This is a genomic window from Martinezella paranaensis, from assembly GCF_014200235.1.
GTDB lineage: Bacteria > Pseudomonadota > Alphaproteobacteria > Rhizobiales > Rhizobiaceae > Rhizobium > Rhizobium paranaense.
Genome location: NZ_JACHBI010000012.1, coordinates 80,054 through 99,667, shown reverse-complemented (window position 1 = coordinate 99,667; position 19,614 = coordinate 80,054). Strand labels below are relative to the sequence as shown.

Annotated in this window: 20 protein-coding genes; 8 read left to right on the top strand and 12 right to left on the bottom strand. The window is 60.2% G+C overall.

The annotated features are described in order from the left end of the window. Nucleotides 1-31: 31 nt before the first annotated feature. The 4 genes from GGD50_RS24740 to glpK form a co-directional block, all read right to left on the bottom strand. Nucleotides 32-979, bottom strand: a complete 948-nt coding sequence (locus tag GGD50_RS24740; RefSeq protein WP_107108739.1) for a S66 peptidase family protein — start codon at nt 977-979, stop codon at nt 32-34. A 50-nt stretch (nt 980-1,029) separates the two neighbouring features. Continuing rightward, entirely contained in the window at nt 1,030-1,437 is a 408-nt protein-coding gene (locus tag GGD50_RS24735; protein WP_107108740.1) for an OsmC family protein, read from the bottom strand. A gap of 42 nt (nt 1,438-1,479) precedes the next feature. Beyond that, entirely contained in the window at nt 1,480-2,289 is an 810-nt protein-coding gene (locus GGD50_RS24730) for a membrane-anchored protein (RefSeq protein WP_107108741.1), read from the bottom strand. 159 nt (nt 2,290-2,448) lie between these two features. Next, nucleotides 2,449-3,945 (bottom strand): glycerol kinase GlpK, encoded by a 1,497-nt coding sequence (gene glpK / locus GGD50_RS24725; protein ID WP_107108742.1) that lies wholly within the window; start codon nt 3,943-3,945, stop codon nt 2,449-2,451. A gap of 237 nt (nt 3,946-4,182) precedes the next feature. Here glpK and GGD50_RS24720 point away from each other — a divergent pair, with 237 nt between their 5' ends. The 5 genes from GGD50_RS24720 to GGD50_RS24700 all read left to right on the top strand — a co-directional run bounded on the left by GGD50_RS24720 (nt 4,183) and on the right by GGD50_RS24700 (nt 10,963). Beyond that, complete coding sequence (locus GGD50_RS24720; protein WP_107108743.1) at nt 4,183-4,959, top strand: 3-hydroxybutyrate dehydrogenase; 777 nt, start codon at nt 4,183-4,185, stop codon at nt 4,957-4,959. 172 nt (nt 4,960-5,131) lie between these two features. Then, entirely contained in the window at nt 5,132-6,601 is a 1,470-nt protein-coding gene (gene xdhA, locus GGD50_RS24715; protein ID WP_107108744.1) for a xanthine dehydrogenase small subunit, read from the top strand. Between the two features lie 2 nt (nt 6,602-6,603). Continuing rightward, the gene (gene xdhB, locus GGD50_RS24710; protein WP_107108745.1) at nt 6,604-8,940 is read left to right on the top strand and encodes a xanthine dehydrogenase molybdopterin binding subunit; all 2,337 of its coding nucleotides are present in this window, start codon (nt 6,604-6,606) and stop codon (nt 8,938-8,940) included. Between the two features lie 2 nt (nt 8,941-8,942). Continuing rightward, complete coding sequence (gene xdhC / locus GGD50_RS24705; protein WP_107108746.1) at nt 8,943-9,788, top strand: xanthine dehydrogenase accessory protein XdhC; 846 nt, start codon at nt 8,943-8,945, stop codon at nt 9,786-9,788. 278 nt (nt 9,789-10,066) lie between these two features. Continuing rightward, nucleotides 10,067-10,963 (top strand): LysR substrate-binding domain-containing protein, encoded by an 897-nt coding sequence (locus GGD50_RS24700; protein ID WP_107108748.1) that lies wholly within the window; start codon nt 10,067-10,069, stop codon nt 10,961-10,963. 7 nt (nt 10,964-10,970) lie between these two features. On the opposite strand, the gene GGD50_RS24695 is transcribed toward GGD50_RS24700, so the two are convergent. After that, nucleotides 10,971-11,303, bottom strand: a complete 333-nt coding sequence (locus GGD50_RS24695) for a hypothetical protein (RefSeq protein ID WP_107108749.1) — start codon at nt 11,301-11,303, stop codon at nt 10,971-10,973. A 236-nt stretch (nt 11,304-11,539) separates the two neighbouring features. Here GGD50_RS24695 and GGD50_RS24690 point away from each other — a divergent pair, with 236 nt between their 5' ends. The 3 genes from GGD50_RS24690 to GGD50_RS24680 are packed head-to-tail and all read left to right on the top strand — an operon-like array spanning nt 11,540 to nt 15,269. Continuing rightward, complete coding sequence (locus GGD50_RS24690; protein WP_107108750.1) at nt 11,540-12,778, top strand: urate hydroxylase PuuD; 1,239 nt, start codon at nt 11,540-11,542, stop codon at nt 12,776-12,778. Continuing rightward, entirely contained in the window at nt 12,775-14,082 is a 1,308-nt protein-coding gene (gene guaD / locus GGD50_RS24685) for a guanine deaminase (RefSeq protein ID WP_107108751.1), read from the top strand. The genes GGD50_RS24690 and guaD overlap by 4 nt, the downstream gene beginning before the upstream one ends. Before the next feature lie 47 nt (nt 14,083-14,129). Next, the gene (locus GGD50_RS24680) at nt 14,130-15,269 is read left to right on the top strand and encodes an alpha-hydroxy acid oxidase (protein WP_107108752.1); all 1,140 of its coding nucleotides are present in this window, start codon (nt 14,130-14,132) and stop codon (nt 15,267-15,269) included. Here the strand turns inward: GGD50_RS24680 and GGD50_RS24675 are convergent. The 7 genes from GGD50_RS24675 to GGD50_RS24645 form a co-directional block, all read right to left on the bottom strand. Continuing rightward, the gene (locus GGD50_RS24675; RefSeq protein WP_107108753.1) at nt 15,266-16,006 is read right to left on the bottom strand and encodes a metallophosphoesterase family protein; all 741 of its coding nucleotides are present in this window, start codon (nt 16,004-16,006) and stop codon (nt 15,266-15,268) included. The two genes, GGD50_RS24680 and GGD50_RS24675, sit on opposite strands and share 4 nt — an antisense overlap. Before the next feature lie 3 nt (nt 16,007-16,009). After that, nucleotides 16,010-16,366, bottom strand: coding sequence for a hydroxyisourate hydrolase (gene uraH / locus GGD50_RS24670; protein WP_107108754.1), 357 nt, complete (start codon nt 16,364-16,366; stop codon nt 16,010-16,012). After that, nucleotides 16,363-16,863: an ureidoglycolate lyase gene (locus GGD50_RS24665; RefSeq protein ID WP_107108755.1), complete on the bottom strand. Its 501-nt coding sequence runs from the start codon at nt 16,861-16,863 to the stop codon at nt 16,363-16,365. The genes uraH and GGD50_RS24665 overlap by 4 nt, the downstream gene beginning before the upstream one ends. A 7-nt stretch (nt 16,864-16,870) precedes the next feature. After that, nucleotides 16,871-17,233, bottom strand: a complete 363-nt coding sequence (locus GGD50_RS24660; protein ID WP_107108756.1) for a HepT-like ribonuclease domain-containing protein — start codon at nt 17,231-17,233, stop codon at nt 16,871-16,873. 136 nt (nt 17,234-17,369) lie between these two features. Beyond that, nucleotides 17,370-17,867: a 2-oxo-4-hydroxy-4-carboxy-5-ureidoimidazoline decarboxylase gene (gene uraD / locus GGD50_RS24655; protein WP_107108757.1), complete on the bottom strand. Its 498-nt coding sequence runs from the start codon at nt 17,865-17,867 to the stop codon at nt 17,370-17,372. Between the two features lies 1 nt (nt 17,868). After that, nucleotides 17,869-18,795 carry an allantoinase PuuE gene (gene puuE / locus GGD50_RS24650; RefSeq protein ID WP_107108758.1) on the bottom strand — a complete coding sequence of 309 codons (927 nt, stop codon included), beginning with the start codon at nt 18,793-18,795 and terminating at the stop codon, nt 17,869-17,871. Between the two features lie 93 nt (nt 18,796-18,888). Beyond that, the gene (locus GGD50_RS24645) at nt 18,889-19,596 is read right to left on the bottom strand and encodes a DUF1045 domain-containing protein (RefSeq protein WP_107108759.1); all 708 of its coding nucleotides are present in this window, start codon (nt 19,594-19,596) and stop codon (nt 18,889-18,891) included. Nucleotides 19,597-19,614: the final 18 nt, after the last annotated feature.

Here is a 19,614-nt window from a genome sequence, read left to right as displayed (position 1 = left end):
AGCCGCGTCAAAAAATTATCGCAGCAGAAAGCTATGCATCACCGCGGCGGACCGTCAGCGTCCCCGCTTTCGCATCGAGAATGGCAGCCGCGCCGATCGGTACGTTCAGCGGGCTGTGCCCATGCCCCAGCGGCAGGCCGCCGAGGACCGGCACGCCGAGCGCATCGAGATGCTCACGCAAGATATCGATGACCGAGAAGCGGCGATCGAATTCGAAGCGGGTGAACTGGCCGACCGCAACGCCCGCCAGACCGTTCAAATGCCCCGCCTTGCGCAGCATCGTCAATTGCCGGTCGACCTGCCCGCGGTACATGTTGACCGCTTCGAGCAACAGGATGGCACCGCGCAGATCCGGCAGAGCCCAGCCGGCGGCTGTTGCGACCATATCGAGATTGCCGCCGATCAAGCGTCCGGTAACCGTACCCTCGGTCGTCAGCGCCACCGTCGGTTCCTCCGGGCGCGCGCGAATGACGATGTCCTCTGATGTCATCAGCACCCGGCGAAGGGACAAGCTGGTTTCCAAACTGACCTCCTGTTCGCCGTCACCGACGAAAAGCGCGCCGTGGACACCCACCTGCCGGCAGTGCATCCACAGGCTGAGATGCAGTATGGTGATATCGCTGAAACCGACGAGAAACTTGGGATCACGCCGGACGGCTTCGAAATCCAGCCGGTCGGCGATACGGTAAGACCCCTTGCCGCCGCGCGTAGCGAAAATCGCCCGAACCTCCGGATCACGAAGCGCCGCATTGAAATCCGCCAGCCGCTCCTCGTCGGTTCCGGCAAGATAGTCGTGCTTGCAAAACGCATGTTCGCCGAAATCGACGTTGAGCCCCCACTCCTTCAGTATCTCCACCTGCTTCAAAATGAGGTCCCTGTCGGGCGGGCTTGCGGGCGAAACAAAACGGATTTTATCGCCCAGCCGGAGCAGCGGCGGCGTCAGGACGAGATCGGTTTCGGCGCGATCGGGTGATTCCATGCGGGGATTTTGGCATGGAACGCTGATGGGCGTTAGCCTCTGGCTGCGCATCACGCGGCCGCCTGGATTGAGACCGGAATTCCCCTCTTCAGGGAATTGCTGACCATGCATCTCGCCTTGGCTTCATCGATCACCGGCTGCGGATCGGAACCATCGAGCGTTTCGCAGGATACCGTCATCATCGCTGCCTTGGTAAACGACAGATCGCTCTCGAGTTCCACCCGCACGGAGATCGCGATTTTTCGCAAGCCGACACCCATTTCGGCTGCGATGTAATACAGGTCGTTGCAGAAACATCCGCCGATCGCCAATCCCAGCAGTTGGGCGCCGTTGAAGCCGAGCCCCTGCCCGCCGGCACGGCCTGGCGGACGGTCGACGGCAAGCGTATGGCCGCTGGCCCAGCCCAGTGCCGCCTGCGTATCCTCCACATTGCGCAATTCAACGGTCACGGACACCATGGCTGATCTCCTCATTCGCCGGAAAGACGAATGATTGCGCGATCAACGCAGCGATGGAGTCAAGTGAGTAGCCCCTTTGGAGGTCAGCCCTTCAGCATTCGCGGAGGCTTGCGTCTCCCGCCGGGCCGACGCCTTGCCCTGCCACAAAGGCAATCCGAGGGATTCCGATACGGTTGGATCGGCCGTAAAGACGGGGTAACCCTGCTCCATCAACCGCAACAGAATTTCCCTGTCCTTTTGAATATGCAGCCGGGCCAGATTGACCTGGTTGTAAATGTGACCGCCGGAAGCTGGATTGATGCCGGTAATGATCACCGCCGTCGCACCGTTATAGAGCGCGAAAAGTACCGCATTGATACCGTTCGAACATTTGTCATCCGCACCCAGTTCGCTGCATTTTACGCCGCCGATCCGGTCGAGAAGCGCCATCCGCTTATAGCGGTCGACGATTTCAAGATCGTCATATTGGTACTTGAAGGCCTTCAGCCCATTCTCCAGCCGCTCACGGCTCTTTCGCCACAGGAGAATGTAAAGCTTCTTCGTGCGCTCGCCATTGAGAACGCGGCGCACTTCGACGGCGTTCGTATTCGTCCCCTCGATCTGGTTGAATTGAACGAACGAGACATCCGGCACCTCAATGCCCCATGCCTTGGTGACGACCTGAGAGCCGTTGATGGTGATAACCTTGAAGGTCTCGTCGAAATCCGCGGGCTTATGAGACACCGGCGCCGATCCGACCACAAGAACGGGTCCGCAGAAAGGCTCGGCCAGCGTCGGAGGTTTCGGCCGGCAAAGCCAGTATTTGACACTCCGATAAAGGTGTCTCTTCAATTCCGTATAATTAGCAGCCATGCCTCGCCTTGATGTCCCCAAAAGGCGTTCATCGGAAAACAGTCGAATCCAGCCCCCCACTCGAAGGGCGCACTATCACCGCTTCGAACTACATTAGGAAAATAAAATTATCTTACATAATCAAACCGTAGGTGATCTGCCGGCTGGCTTCTGCCGCCTTCAACCCGCACTCAAGGTGCGCGCCACGGCGTTCTTCCATCCCTTGAGCTTCGCGCTTCGCGTCTTCTCGTCCATATCGGGCTCGAAGCGCCGGTCGCGAGCCCAGGCCTTGGCAAAGCTCTTGCGGTCGGGCCAGACACCGGCACGGCTGCCGGCAAGCCAGGCGGCACCGAGCGCGGTGGTTTCCAGGATGGTGGGGCGATCGACGGGCGCGTCCAGCAGGTCGGCGAGCCGCTGCATCGTCCAGTCGGAAGCGACCATGCCACCGTCGACCCGCAAAACGGTCTCCTTGCCGCTGCCGCTCTTCCAATCCTTGTGCATGGCGTCCAGCAGGTCGCGCGACTGATAGCAGACCGCCTCCAGCGCAGCGCGAACGATTTCCGCGGGGCCGGTATTGCGCGTCAGCCCAAAGATCGCACCGCGCGCATCCGGATCCCAATGCGGCGCGCCGAGACCGGTGAAGGCCGGCACGAGATAAACCTCCTGCATCGGATCAGCCTTTTCCGCAAACCCATCGGAATCGGAAGCGCGCTTGATCGCCTTCAGTCCGTCGCGCAGCCATTGCACGGCCGCGCCCGCGATGAAGATCGAGCCTTCCAGCGCATAGGTCGTCTCGCCGTTCAACCGATAGGCGATGGTGGTCAGCAGACGATTTTTCGAGCGCACCATGTCCGTGCCGGTGTTAAGCAGCGCGAAGCAGCCGGTGCCGTAGGTAGATTTCATCATGCCGCGCTCGAAACAAGCCTGGCCGATGGTCGCCGCCTGCTGATCGCCAGCAACGCCGAGGATGGGGATTGCCGCCCCGAAGATGGATGGATCGGTGATCCCGAAATCGGCCGCGCAGTCCTTCACCTCCGGCAGCATCGCGGCGGGAACACGCAGGATCTCGAGCAGATCCTCGTCCCATTCATTGCTGCCGATATTGTACATAAGCGTCCGCGAGGCGTTGGTCGCATCGGTGACGAAACTCTTGCCGCCGGTCAGTCGCCAGATCAGGAAGGTGTCGATCGTGCCGAAGCAGAGTTCGCCCTTGGCGGCACGCGCGCGGGCGCCCTTCACATTGGCCAGCATCCACGAAAGCTTCGTGCCGGAAAAATAGGGATCGAGCAGCAGGCCTGTGTGGCGGGTGAAGAGCTTTTCCAGATCCTGCCGCTTCAGCTTGTCGCAATAGCTCGCGGTGCGGCGGTCTTGCCAGACGATGGCATTGTGGATCGGCTTGCCGGTCGCGCGGTCCCATACGACGACGGTTTCGCGTTGGTTGGTGATGCCAAGAGCGGCGATGTCCTTTGCGGTGATCCCAGCAGCTTTGATCGCCTTATTGACGGTCGCAACCACGGAAGCCCAGATTTCCTCCGGATCATGCTCGACCCAACCGGGCTTCGGATAGTGCTGCGTGAACTCCTTCTGGTCGACGCCGGCAATCTTCATGTCACCGTCGAAAACGATAGCCCGCGTCGACGTCGTTCCCTGGTCGATCGCCAAGACATAACCGCTCATGCATTCCTCCCCGATTGTTCCTGTCCTTGAAACAACAGATACGGCAGCAAAACGAATGTGAAAAGAAAGCAAAACGAAATTTTTGACGAAAATTCCTTATTCCAGCTCGCGGATATATGAAGGGAACTGTCTCCAAAGAGTCTCGCCGGGATGCGATTGCCATATCCGCCGGTTTGAGACTAACCTCAAAGCCGCTATTGCGCTGCAACAACAGCCGCGCCGTCCAAGGAGAAAATCATGGCAAGAACAGTTGTTGTCACCGGTTCTACAAGCGGCATCGGCCTCGCCATTGCGACCGCCTTTGCCGCGAAAGGTGAAAACATCGTCCTCAACGGCTTCGGCAAGCCTGAAGAAATCGATGCCATCAGAAACACGCTCGAAGCCTCCGGCGGCGGCAAGGTGATCTACCATCCGGCCGACATGACCAAGCCCGCGGAAATCGCCGACCTGATCGCGAGCGCCAATTCAACCTTCGGCAGCGTCGATGTCCTCGTCAACAATGCCGGCGTTCAGCATGTCGAGAAGATCGAGGACTTTCCGATCGAGAAGTGGGACCAGATCATTGCCATCAACCTCTCAAGCTCGTTCCATACGATGCGCGCCGCCATTCCGCTGATGAAGGCGAAGAAATACGGCCGCATCATCAATATCGCCTCGGCCCACGCCCTCGTCGCCTCGCCCTTCAAATCCGCCTATGTCGCGGCAAAACATGGTATTATGGGTCTGACCAAGACTGCGGCACTCGAGCTTGCCGAGTTCGGCGTCACCGTCAACGCCATCTGCCCCGGCTATGTCCTGACCCCTCTCGTCGAAAAGCAGATCCCGGATACGGCCAAGGCGCGCGGCATGACCGAAGAGCAGGTGAAGACCGAGGTCATCCTCAAGGCGCAGCCGACGCGTGAATTCGTCAAGGCCGAAGAAATCGCGTCATTGTCGATCTATCTTGCCAGCGACGATGCCCGTCAGGTCACCGGCACGCACGTCTCGATTGACGGTGGCTGGACTGCGGCATAACCATAGACGGTCGAGCATGATCCGAAAAGTGCGGAGCGGTTTTCGGATCAGATTATGCTCAACCGAACAGATGGAACGAGATGACGGTTCGAAGGAAAGTTATCTCGTTCTAGAGTCCGGACTGGGGTTATCCCGTGACCGGCCTTGAAAGACCAAAATAATTGGGAACGACATGAACGACAGCATCCGCCTTATCCTCAACGGCGAGGATATTTCACTTTCCAGCCTGCGCCCGACCGAGACGCTCCTCGATTTTCTGCGTCTCAACCGGCATTTGACCGGCACGAAAGAAGGATGCGCGGAAGGCGATTGCGGCGCCTGCACTGTGCTGGTCGGCCGGCTGATCGATGGCGGATTGCATTACGAGTCGGTCAATGCCTGTATCCGTTTCGTCGGATCGCTGCATGCCACCCATGTCGTCACCGTCGAACATCTGGCCGCCAAGGACGGCACGCTACACCCCGTACAGCAGGCCATGGTCGACTGTCACGGCTCGCAATGCGGTTTCTGCACGCCGGGTTTCGTCATGTCGCTTTATGGCCTGTGGCTCGCGACCGAAAAGCCGAGCCGGGCACAGATCGAAAAAGCCCTGCAAGGCAATCTCTGTCGCTGCACCGGTTACGAGCCGATCGTCAAGGCGGCCGAACAGGTAAGCCAGGCGCGTCCGAGCGCTCTGTTCGATCCTCTTGAAAAGACAAGGGCGGACATCATCGCCCGCCTCTGGGCCATGCAGGGCGGCGATACCATCACCATTGCCTCCGGCGAAGATCGCCTGATCGTGCCGGGCTCGGTCGCAGCCCTTGCGCAAGTGTTGGCCGACGAGCCGAAGGCGACCGTCGTTGCCGGCTCCACCGATGTCGGCCTCTGGGTCACCAAGCAGATGCGCAAGCTCGACCCCGTCGTATTCATCAACCATCTGACGGACTTGCAAAAGATTGTTATGGAAGACACCGGCCTCACCATCGGCGCCGGCGTCACCTACACCCAAGCCTTTGCAGCCATGGCCGAAAAGATCCCGGCGATCGCGAACCTCATCAACCGCATCGGCGGCGAGCAGGTGCGCAACATGGGCACGATCGGCGGCAACATCGCCAACGGCTCGCCCATCGGCGACACGCCGCCGCCACTGATCGCGCTCGGCGCGACCGTGAAACTGCGCTCCGTTGCCGGCACCCGCACGCTGCCGTTGGAAGACTTCTTCATCGATTACGGCAAGCAGGACCGTAATCCCGGCGAATTCGTCGAAAGCATTTTCGTGCCCTATCCCGCCGAAGACATTCATTTCGCCGTCTACAAGATCTCCAAGCGCCGGGATGAGGATATTTCGGCGCTCTGTGGCGCTTTCCACTTGGCACTGGATGCAGCCGGTAACGTCGCCGATATCCGCATCGCCTTCGGCGGCATGGCCGGCACGCCGAAGCGCGCCCGCACGGTGGAAGCCGAACTGATCGGCAAGCCCTGGACGGAAGCAACGGTCACCGCCGCCCGCTCGGCCTTCGATGCCGATTACACACCGCTCACCGACTGGCGCGCCAGCGCCGAATACCGGCAGTTGACCGCCAAAAACCTGCTCATCCGCTTCTATCTTGAAACGGCTGGTGCGCCGCAGGAATTGAAGCGCTTCGCAACGGTGGAGGCATAATCATGGACAAATCCACCTTCGAAGAACGCAAGGTCATCAACGGCTCGATGCATGGTTCGCTGAAGCACGACTCGGCGCACAAGCATGTAACGGGCGCCGCCGACTATATCGACGACCTGCCGGAGCCGGCGGACCTTCTGCATGGCGCACTTGGCCTTTCCGACCGCGCCCATGCGGACATCGCCGGCATCGACCTCTCCGCCGTGAAAGCCTATCCGGGCGTCGTCTGGGTGTTCACTGCAAAGGACATTCCCGGCGCCAACGACACCAGCTCCAACGGCATGCATGACGAGCCGCTGCTGGCCGACACCAAGGTCGAGTTTCACGGCCAGCCGATCTTCGCCGTGATCGCCGAGACCCGCGATGCAGCCCGTCGCGCCGCGCGCCTTGCCAACATCGACTATCGCGATCTGCCCCATTGGAGCGACATCGATGGCGCGCTCGCCAATGGCGCACCGGTGGTCTACGAGCCGATGACCCTGAAGCGCGGCGAGCCGGAAACCGAGATGGCCAATGCCAAGCACCGCATCAAGGCGCAGATGCGCATCGGTGGCCAGGAGCATTTCTATCTCGAAAGCCACATCGCCATGGCGATCCCCGGCGAAGACGACGAGGTTGCCGTTTGGTCGTCCACCCAGCATCCGAGCGAGATCCAGCACATCGTCGGCCATGTGCTCAACATTCCGTCCAACGCCGTCACCGTCAACGTGCGCCGCATGGGCGGCGGCTTCGGTGGCAAGGAAACGCAGGGCAACCAGTTCGCAGCCCTCGCCGCTGTCGCCGCCAAAAAGCTTGGCCGCGCCATCAAATTCCGCCCCGACCGCGACGAGGACATGGCTGCCACCGGCAAGCGCCACGATTTCCTGGTCGATTACGAGATCGGCTTCGACGACGACGGCCGCATCCACGCCGTCGACGCGACCTATGCCGCCCGCTGTGGCTTCTCCTCTGATCTCTCCGGCCCGGTCACCGACCGCGCCTTGTTCCATGCGGATTCGAGCTATTTCTATCCGCATGTCCATCTCGTCTCGAAACCGCTGAAGACGCACACTGTTTCCAACACCGCCTTCCGCGGCTTCGGCGGCCCGCAGGGCATGGTCGGCGGCGAACGGTTCATCGAAGAGATCGCCTATGCGCTGGGCAAGGACCCGCTGGAGGTCCGCCGTGCGAATTTCTACGGCCAGCCGGGCTCCGGCCGCACGCTGACGCCCTATCATCAGGAGGTGGAGGACAACATCATCCACCGTATCGTCGACGAGTTGGAAGAGAGCTCCGACTATCAGGCGCGGCGCAACGCCATCATCGAGTTCAACCGCTCCAGCCGCTTCATCCGCAAGGGTATCGCGCTGACGCCGGTGAAATTCGGCATCTCCTTCACCATGACCGCCTTCAACCAGGCCGGCGCGTTGGTGCACATCTATCAGGACGGCTCCATCCATCTGAACCATGGTGGCACGGAAATGGGCCAGGGCCTCTATACCAAGGTGGCGCAGGTTCTGGCCGACAGTTTCCAGGTGGATATCGACCGGGTGAAGATCACGGCCACCACCACCGGCAAGGTCCCGAACACCTCGGCGACGGCAGCATCCTCCGGCTCCGATCTCAACGGCATGGCAGCCTTTGACGCCGCCCGACAGATCAAGGAGCGGCTGGTTGCCTTTGCCGTCGAGAAATGGGGCGTCGCCGCCGAAGAAATACAGTTCCTGCCGAACCGGGTGCGGGTCGGCGACATGGAAATTCCCTTCCCGGATTTCATCAAGCAGGCCTATTTCGCGCGCGTGCAGCTTTCCGCCGCCGGCTTCTACAAGACGCCGAAAATCCATTGGGACCGCAAGGCCGGCCGCGGCACGCCGTTCTATTACTTCTCCTATGGCGCCGCCTGCTCCGAAGTGTCGATCGACACGCTGACCGGCGAATATCTGATCGACCGCACCGATATCCTCCACGATGTCGGCCGGTCGCTGAACCCGGCGATCGACATCGGCCAGGTCGAAGGCGCTTTCGTGCAGGGCATGGGCTGGCTGACGACCGAAGAGCTTTGGTGGGACGCCAAGGGGCGGCTGCGCACGCACGCGCCTTCGACCTACAAGATCCCCCTCGCCTCCGACCGGCCGAAGATTTTCAACGTCCGCCTTGCCGAATGGTCCGAAAATGCCGAGGCCACCGTCGGCCGCTCCAAGGCCGTCGGCGAACCGCCTTTCATGCTCAGCATCTCGGTGCTCGAAGCCTTGTCCATGGCCGTCGCTAGCGTCGCGGACTACCGCGTCTGCCCGCGGCTCGACGCGCCGGCAACGCCGGAACGGGTGCTGATGGCGGTAGAGCGGCTGAAGGGGATGTGACCATGGCGGTCCGCGAAGTGCTTTCCGGCGTCATACCCAGGAGCGACTTCCGCGCATTTCTCGCGACACGCCCCTCTTCCATCCTCATCGAGATCGTTGAAACACAGGGTTCAACGCCGCGCGAGGCTGGCACCTTCATGCTCGTTTCCGAACGTGCCATCTGGGGCACGATCGGCGGCGGGCAGTTCGAATTTTTGGCGATCCAGAACGCCCGCGAATTGCTGGCGGGCAACGGCGTCGAACTGATGGACATCCCGCTTGGGCCGGAGATCGGCCAATGCTGCGGCGGTCGCACGCAACTGTGCTTTCAGAAGATGACGGCACAATTGCTCGAAGAACTCGAAGCCAAACGGGCCAGCGAAGCGGAACATCGGCCCGAGACCTATCTCTTCGGCGCGGGACATGTCGGCCATGCTCTCGCGGCCGCGCTGGCACCTCTGCCGCTTGCGGTGACGGTGATCGAGACGCGGAAGGAGGAATTGGCAAACCTGCCGGCAGAGACGAAAACTGTGCTTTCGCCAATGCCGGAGGCGCTGGTGCGAGATATTCCGGCCGGCTCGGCCATCGTCATCCTGACCCATGATCACGCCCTCGATTTCCTGATCGCCAAGGAAGCGCTCGCTCGCACCGATCTTGCCTATGTCGGCATGATCGGCTCGGCAACCAAGCGGGCCACCTTCTCCCGTTGGCTGACCCGCGAAGGCGGCGACAAGGCCTCGCTTGAGCGACTGACGCTGCCGATCGGCGGGGCCACGGTGAAAGACAAACGTCCGGAAGTGATCGCCGCCATGACGGCCGCCGAGCTGCTGACGGCCTTCGCGGCTTACCCCATACGATCATCCTCATAACGCGGCTCGCGCCCGTCCAGAAAACCCAGATCGCGCTTAAGCCGATCCGGCATTCCCTCCAGATCCAAGTGTGGCGAAGGCTCTGTGCCCCTCATGAAGACCTGCGCCAGTGTTTCCAACATGCGGGCCAAGGCTGATGGCCCGGCGTTCGTCTGTTCGACGGCATAGCAATCCATGACAATACCTCAATCCAATCGGTGATGTGGATTGCAGTTTGCCGCTGAAAATGCTGAAATTCCAATCGAACAATCGTCTGCATACATAAAGAGAACTTATCCATGAAGCTCTCGAAACAGTTTCCGCTGAATGCGCTGCGGGTCTTCGAGGCCGCTGCCCGACACGGCAGTTTCACGCGCGCCGGTAAAGAGCTCGGCATGACGCAGACGGCCGTCAGCTATCAGATCAAGCTTCTGGAGGAGAATGTCGGCGAGCCGCTGTTCCTGAGGCGGCCGCGCCAGATCGAGTTGACCGACGCTGGCCAGCGCTTGGCGCCGAAGGTAAGCGAGGCCTTTGGCATGCTGCATGAGGCGATGGCTTCGGTCAGCAGCGATGCCGAAACCACGCTCCTCATTCACTCGACACCGACCTTCGCCTCACAATGGCTTGCTCGCCACCTGGGCTCATTTCAACTGCTGCACCCGAATGTCGCGGTACGGCTTGCCACATCAGACAAGATCATTGATTTCTCTCGCGAGTCGTCCGACATCGCCATTCGCAGTGGCCGCGGAACTTGGCCGGGGCTGCGCGCGCATCTTTTGATGAAAATGAACTTCACGCCCATGCTGAGCCCAGCGCTCGGAGCCAGCATCGGCGGCGTCCATACGCCGGCCGATCTTCTCAAACTTCGGATCATCGATGCCGGCGACCCGTGGTGGGTGCAATGGTTCGAAGCGGCTGGGGTTCCGGATCCCGGCCTGCAAGGCCGGCCGAGAAGCAGGCTTGGGGCACAATCCTTCGAAGCAAGCGCCGCCATCGCCGGACAAGGCGTCGCCGTCCTGACGCCTGAATTCTATGCCGACGACCTAGCCGCCGGCCGGCTTGTCCAGCCCTTCGATATCCTCTGCAACGATGGCTCGAATTATTGGCTCGCCTATCCCGAAAACAGACGTCACATGCCAAGAATCCGCGTTTTCCGGAATTGGATACTCGGCGAGTTCGGCATGCCGCTGGAATAGGCGTCGTTCAATAGGCCATATCCGGCGCATAGAAGCAGCGCGGCGTGTTCTCGTCCGGAAACAGACAGAGATGATAGGCTCCGTCCGGCGAACGCATCGTCTTGCGCTGTGGCAGCGTGAAGATATGGGCGTGCGTCACGTAGCGATGATCTCCGGGATAGAGTGTGATCCGATAGCCGCCCGGGATAACGGTAACCGTGCGCGAGGGGATCATCTCGCAATCACCGGTCTTGCTGTCACCGTTGCAACAATAAGGATCGTAGGACCAGCCGGAGGGCGCATCGTGCGCCATGGCGGAAGTTGCGAAGAGGAATAGTGCAAACGCCAGTATACCACGCATGGGCAAATCTCCGACGATGCGGCGAACCGGGGGCTCCGCTGCCCGTTTATCGCCGACGGCGCTGAAAAAAGCGTCCGATTTTGATCTATGGCGAACTTAACGCTCGACAAGAGCGGCAGTATATCGGTCACGGAAGTGTGTGATAATACGAAAAGTAGTCCCTCGCTCAAACTCCGCTTCCCTCTGCGCCCAACATTTTGCAAGGTGTCGAGTCGGAGGAAGAAAAGGGGACCTGAATGTATGAATACGCCATAGCGTGGGAATGGCTGGCCTTTGCTGCCCGCTGGTTCCACGTCATAACCGCCATTGCCTGGATCGGCTCGTCTTTCTATTTCATCGCGCTTGATCTTGGGCTGGTGAAGCGCCCGCATCTTCCGCCCGGCGCCTACGGCGAGGAATGGCAGGTGCATGGCGGCGGTTTCTACCACATCCAGAAATATCTGGTGGCGCCGGCCACGATGCCCGAGCACCTGACGTGGTTCAAATATGAGAGCTATTTCACCTGGCTTTCAGGCTTCCTGATGCTCTGCATCGTCTATTACGGCGGCGCAAATCTCTTCCTCATCGACCGGCATGTGCTCGATGTCAGCGTTCCCGTCGCCATCCTGATTTCGCTGGCTTCGCTCGCTGGCGGTTGGATCGTCTATGATCTGCTCTGCAAGTCGCCGCTCGGCAACAATACCTGGGGCCTGATGGTGGTGCTCTACGCCGTCCTCGTCTTCATGGCGTGGGGCTATACGCACCTGTTCACCGGCCGCGCCGCCTTCCTGCATCTCGGTGCCTTCACGGCGACGATCATGTCGGCCAATGTCTTCATGATCATCATTCCCAATCAGAAGATCGTCGTCGCCGACCTTATCGCCGGACGCACGCCCGATCCGAAATATGGCCGCATCGCAAAGCAGCGCTCGTTGCACAACAACTACCTGACGCTGCCCGTCATCTTCTTCATGCTGTCGAACCACTATCCGCTGGCCTTCGGCACCGCCTATAACTGGATCATCGCGGCGCTGGTGTTCCTCATGGGCGTCACCATCCGCCACTGGTTCAACACGACCCATGCCCGCAAGGGGCGGCCGACCTGGACCTGGATCGTCACCTTCATCCTCTTCATTCTCATCATATGGCTCTCGACCGTGCCGAAGATTCTGACCGGCGAGAAGGATGCCAACGCCATCGCACCGGCTTTCCAGCAGTTCGCATCGGATGCACACTTTCCGGCCGTGAAGCAGATGATCTCGACGCGCTGTTCGATGTGCCATGCCGCCGAGCCGGCGTTTGAAGGCATTGCGCGGGCGCCGAAGGAAGTGATGCTGGAAAACGACGCGGAAATCGCTATGCATGCCCGAGATATCTATATTCAGGCCGGCCGCAGCCACGCCATGCCTCCCGGCAACGTCACCGATGTGACGCCGGAGGAACGCAAGCTGCTGGTCGCCTGGTTCGAAAGCTCCGTCGGAGAAAAAGACCAATGATTACCCTTTTGCGCGGCCGCCTGCTCTCCTTCAAGCGTGCGCCGCAGAGCCTGAGCGACACGGACAGCTACTCGTATGAAAGCGATGGCGGCCTGCTGATCGAGAATGGCATCATCGCAGCCGTCGGTCCCTATACGGAGGTCAAAGCGAAAGCGCCCGCAGACGTCGCCGAAGTCGACCACCGGCCGCACCTGATCCTGCCGGGCTTAATCGACATGCACCTGCATTTCCCGCAGATGCAGGTCATCGCCTCCTATGCCGCAAACCTGCTGGAGTGGCTGAACACCTATACCTTCCCCGAGGAATGCCGCTTCGTCGAAAGCGCGCATGCTGAGCGTATCGCCACCCATTTCTACGATGAGCTGATCCGACACGGCACGACGACGGCAGTTGCCTATTGCTCGGTGCACAAGACCTCCGCCGATGCTTATTTTGCCGAGGCCATGCGACGCAACATGTGCATGGTCGGCGGCAAGGTGATGATGGACCGCAATGCACCGCAGGGCCTGCTCGACACACCGCAGATGGGCTACGACGAGACCCGGCAGGTGATCGCCGACTGGCATGGCAAGGGCCGCAATCATGTCGCCATCACCCCACGCTTCGCCATCACCTCAACGCCTGAGCAGATGGAAGCGACCGCCGCACTCGCGCGCGAATTCCCGGATCTGCATATCCAAACGCATCTTTCCGAGAATGACGACGAGATCAAATTTACCTGCGAGCTCTATCCGGAAGCGATCGATTACACCGATATCTATGCGCGCTACGGCCTGCTCGGCCGCAAGAGCCTGTTCGGCCACGCGATCCACCTTTCCGAACGCGAAGCCGACGCCATGAGCGAAGCCGGCGCCGTCGCCGTCCACTGCCCCACGTCCAACCTCTTCCTCGGCTCCGGCCTCTTCCCGCTGAAAGCGCTTGCTCGCCGCGAAAAACCCGTCCGCATCGGCGTCGCCACCGATATCGGCGGCGGCTCCAGCTATTCGATGCTGCGCACGATGGACGAGGCCTACAAGATCCAGCAGCTTCTCGGCGAACGGCTGAACCCATTGGAAAGCTATTACTACATGACCCTTGGCAATGCCGAGGCCCTGTCGCTGACCGATAAGATCGGCACTCTCGATCCCGGCACCGACGCCGACCTCGTGATCCTCAACGCCTCGGCAACGCCGGCCATGGCGCTGAAGATGGAAGTGGTGAAGAGCCTGACCGAGGAGCTCTTCCTGTTGCAGACCATGGGGGATGATCGGGCGATCATCGAAACCTATGTCGCTGGAAAGCCGATGAAATCGATCCTGCAATAAAGCGATCCGACCTCGCCGCAATGTAACCGCCCAGAGGACAAACAGCCATGACCGCGCCGCTCACCATTGCCGAACTGAAGAAGCTCGCTCAGCGGCGCGTCCCGAAGATGTTCTTCCAGTATGCCGATTCCGGTTCTTGGACGGAGTCGACCTACCAGGCGAACGAGGCTGACTTCGCCAAGATCAAGCTGCGTCAACGCGTGCTCGTCGACATGTCCGACCGGTCGCTGGCAACCAGCATGGTCGGCCAGAAGGCTGCCATGCCGGTGGCGCTGGCGCCGACGGGTCTTACCGGCATGCAGCACGCCGATGGCGAGATGCTGGCGGCTCGCGCGGCGGAAGAATTCGGCATTCCTTTCACGCTCTCGACGATGAGCATCTGCTCGATCGAAGACATCGCCGCGGTCACGAAGCAGCCCTTCTGGTTCCAGCTCTACGTCATGAAGGACCGCGATTTCGTCTTGAACCTGATCCAGCGCGCCAAGGCGGCGAAATGCTCGGCACTCGTGTTGACGGCCGACCTGCAGATTCTCGGCCAGCGCCACAACGACATCCGCAACGGATTGTCGGCGCCGCCGAAAATGACGGCGAAAAATCTCTGGCAGATGGCAACACGGCCCGGCTGGTGCATAGGCATGCTGAAGACGAAGCGTCATTCCTTTGGCAATATCATCGGCCATGCCAAGGATATCTCCGACATGACGACGCTGTCGCACTGGACGCATTCGCAGTTCGATACCAAGCTTTCATGGAGCGATGTCGGCTGGATCAAGGAGCGCTGGGGCGGGCCGCTGATCATCAAGGGAATCCTCGACGTCGAGGATGCGAAGGCCGCCGTCGCTACCGGTGCGGACGCGATCATCGTTTCCAACCACGGCGGCCGGCAGCTTGACGGCGCTCCTTCGTCCATCAGCATGCTGCCGAGGATCGTCGACGCCGTCGGCGACAGGATCGAGGTACACCTCGATGGCGGCATCCGCTCCGGCCAGGACGTGCTCAAGGCCATGGCCCTCGGCGCCAAAGGCACCTTCATCGGCCGCCCTTTCCTCTATGGTCTGGGTGCCATGGGTAAGGAGGGCGTGACCCTCGCGCTTGAGATCATCCGCAAGGAGCTGGATATCTCCATGGCGCTCTGTGGCAAGCGGGATATCAAGACGGTGAATCGATCGATCCTCGCCGATCTCTAACGCAACCAGCCCGTCGCCAGACCGCTAGCCCATTCCATGCGGCCATTCTGCGCCGCCAGCTTCGCCATCGCCATGTGATCGTAGGCCACCTGCCGGAATATAGGCAGCCACATGCCGTCCACCTTCTCCAGAATGGCATAGGAGGCGAAGGGATGGCCTGCTTCAACCTTATGAAAATGAGGCAGATCGTCGTCGTAGGCGGGGCAGCCGACGCTGCCGGGATTGACGATCAGGCGGCCATCGGCAAGCCTGACAACGCGCTGAATATGAGTATGTCCGCACAGGATCAGTGGAAAATCGATGCCGGCGGCCAGTGCTTCGATTTCCTCGATGGGCTTCTGATAGACATGACCGTCTGGCGAGACGGATTCGAGCCAATAGGTATTATCGTCTTTGGGCGTCGCATGGCAAAGATAGGCCTCGTCCCTATAGACGGCACTGAAGGGCAAGCTACGCAGCCAATCGAGATGACGCTCGGCCAGTTCGGCATGGGCGGCACTATCCGAAGCGTGCATCTGCTCGGGCATCTGCTCGATCAGATACCGATCATGGTTGCCGCGAACCGTCACGGCATCAAGCGCAAGGAGAATATCCGCTGTCTTTCCCGCCGTCAGCGGCCCGCTAAAGCAGTCACCGAGATTGACGATGTCGGCAATGCCCTCCCCGCGGATATCCGCAAGCACCGCCTCCAGAGCCAGATGATTGCCATGTACATCCGCAATCGCCGCAAAACGCAAGTCTCAGCTCCCGCGATAGGTGGAATAGCCGTAGGGCGAGATCAGCAGCGGCACATGGTAATGCGCCGTCGTATCGGCAATGCCGAAACGGATCGGCACAAGATCGAGGAACGCCGGCTCCGGCAGCTTGGCGCCGGTTGCTCGTAGATAGTCGCCGGCGCGGAAGAGCAGCTCGTAAGTCCCGGCGATAAAACTGTCGTCGACCAGGATCGGCCCGCCGTCGACGCGCCCATCCGAATTGGTCGTGACCGTCTTCAGATGCCTCCGCGTCTCACCCTCGATCTTGAAAAGATCGATCGTCAAGCCTTCGGCGGGCTTACCGAGAGCAGTGTCGAGCACATGGGTGGTCAATCCGGTCATAGCGTCGGCGCTCCGATGATGAAGGGGGTGTCGAAGAAATATTCCTCGAGATTATTTCCAGGCCCGTCGCGATCCACGATGAGAAAATCACTCCGCTCGCCGAGCGCCATGAGGGGATAGTGCCAGACATTGCGGTAATAATTCACGCCCTGATCGCCTTGCGCCAGGAAAACTTGCGGCCTGCCGGGCTTGCCGCCCTCATCACGCGCGACCACAACGAGGAACGGCCAGCCGTTCAACGGTACGAAGCACTGGCTGCCGAAGGGATGACGCTCCATCATGTCGATCGAGAAGGGAAAGGCACGCGGCTGGCCGCGAAACAGATTGATGATGACCCTCGCTTCGTCGCCCACGGCCTCCGCGCTCGAAAGCGCATGAAACCGCTCCGTCGTGCCGCCATTGATGAATCGCATCGTGGTCGGATCAGCCTCGATCACATCGCCGAACGGCGCGAATGCGGCTTTTGTCAAAGGCTTGATGTCCAGATGCTGTGTCATTGAATGATCATTCGCCTTCCGCGCGCCAATGGCGAATGGACTCCAATCGCAGGAGCAGCTCCGGAAGAGATTTCTGTGCGATGTCCCATAGGGTCGTCAACTCGATGTCGAAATATCCCTGCATAATCCGATTCCTGAAGTCGCGCATCTCATCCCAAGACAACTCCGGATGGTCAACGACAAACTCAGGATAGTCCTCCGCAATGCGCGCAGCCGCCTCGCCGATCAACATGAGATTCATGCCGGTAGCACGCTGCTTCTCAACATTTTTGAAAAACGCTGCTTGATCGACTCCTCGAAGGAATTGATCAATTTCAGATGCAGCCCGCTGCATGCGCTCAAGGTAAATGATCAGCCGATCCAAACTCATACCGGCTTCACTTCGTCGACAATGGTCTGCCGTCTGCTTCCAGCTCTATCCAATGCTTTCCAAAGCCTCATCACAGCACCCTACCGAGCGGATACTAAGCCATGAACGGACCGAAACATAGCGTGCAGGCCGCGCATCAGCCTTCAGGAAGCATGGATTGCAGCCGCAGCAGGGCGATCTTCTCCACCTGCGCCGTCGCGGTCGCAAATTCCGCGTCCCGGTCATTGCCGATCCGTGTTTCGAAGGCGGCAAGAATGTCGTCTTTGCCCAGCCCCTTGACCGCAATGATAAAAGGGAAGCCGAATTTCGCTACGTAAGCCGTATTGAGCTCGGTGAAGCGCGCATGCTCGGCCGGTGTCAGCCGGTCAAGCCCGGCGCCTGCCTGCTCCTTGCGGCTGTCTTCGGTGAGCTTGCCGGCGATTGCGAGCCGACCGGCGAGATCGGGATGCGCGCGCAAAACGCCAAGCCGCTCGTCAGCGCTGGCAGCGCGGAAGATGGCGGTCAGCGCGCCATGGACACCGCCCGATGTCAAAGGCTCGGCAATTTTTCCGGTGTCATAAGCGCGTTCGGCGATGAACGGAGAGTGCTCAAAGACGCCGCCGAAGTGGGTCACGAAATCATCACGCGATATCATCTCAGGGCGCGCCTACGGGAAGGTGATGCTGGTGCCAATGGTTGGCGATCTCGATGCGCTTGGGTATCCAGACCTTGTCGTGCTTCAGCACATATTCAATGAAGCGCCTGAGCGCCGCTGCGCGACCCGGTCGCCCAACCAGACGGCAATGGAGGCCGACCGACATCATCTTCGGGCTCCCCTGCTTGCCCTCTTCATAGAGCGTGTCGAAAGCATCCTTGAGATAGGTGAAGAACTGATCGCCGGAATTGAAGCCCTGTGGCGTGGCGAAGCGCATATCGTTGGTTTCGAGCGTGTAGGGGATGATCAGAAATGGCTTACCGTCGATGCCATCGACCCAATAAGGCAGATCGTCGGCATAGGAATCCGACGAATAGAGGAAGCCGCCTTCCTCCATCACCAGCCGCAGCGTATTGTCGGAGGGCTTGCCCTGGTACATGCCATAGGGCCGCTCACCGGTCAGCTCTGTATGCAGGCGCACGGCTTCGAGGATGTGCTTGCGCTCCAGATCCTCTGAAAAATCCTTATATTCCAGCCAGCGATAGCCATGACTGGCAATTTCCCAACCGGCTTCCTTCATGGCGGCGACCGCTTCAGGATTGCGCGCCATGGCGAGCGTCACGCCATAGACGGTCGCCTGTACCTTGAGTTCGGTAAACATGCGCCACAGCCGCCAGAAGCCCGCGCGCGAACCATATTCGTAGATCGATTCCATGTTGAGATTGCGCTGGTTTGGCCACGAGGCCGCACCCACGATCTCGGAGAGCAGGTTTTCGGAGCCACCATCACCATCGAGAATGCAGCTTTCCCCGCCCTCTTCGTAATTGATCACGAACTGCACCGCGACGCGGGCGTCACCCGGCCATTTCGGATCGGGTGTATTGCGGCCATAGCCGACGAGATTGCGGGGATAGGTATCGGACATCAAAGCACCTTCTCGAATATGCGAGGACGGTAGCATTCACGGCCGGAATGTCGAGACGGAAAGTGTGAAATCTACTTTCCTTTCAACGTCGAGGTCTCAGGCGATCTTACGGGCGCTGACCTTGCCCATGGGATGCAGCGAGTGCACCCGGAACGGCCCGCCCGTGCCCTCTTCCATCATCAGCGCGATGTTCGACACCGGCATCGGCTCGGCAAGCACCGGCTCGAAGAAATCGCGCAACACCCGCTCCATCCGCGGCAGATCGGCGGGGCTGACCGTGCCGGTCAACATCATCTGGAAGCGGAATTCGTCCATCACATGCGGATGGCCCCATCGATGCAAATTGGCGAACTGCGCTGCCGACAGGCCGTCGGGATCGCTGCGCTCGATTTCCGCTTCGGTCAGCGGCGCGCGATAGTGATCGAAGGCCTGGATCAGCGACGCCGCCAGGAAATTCATCTGCTGAGATGGTTCTGATGGCACCAGCCCGAATGCACCGCCGAGACGCGCGACCTCCATCCGCGGAATCTCAAACGGCGTCACGGTGCCGGAAAAACGCATGAGATCGCGCAGAAGCGCCGCCTCGGACATATCCTCAGCCAGGCGAAACGGCGCTTTCAAAGTGCCGTTGAAGCCATAACGGCGCGGCACGGCGGTATGGAAGGCGATTTCATGAATGCCGAGGCCGCGAATAGCGGGCGGATCGACCATCTCGCCGGAATAGACATTGCGGCCGAGCCAATTTGCGGCCACGAGCGTCAGCGGATCGCTCGCAGACGGCGTGAAGCAAATGGCGTAGCGCATAAAATCTCCTCCAGAGCG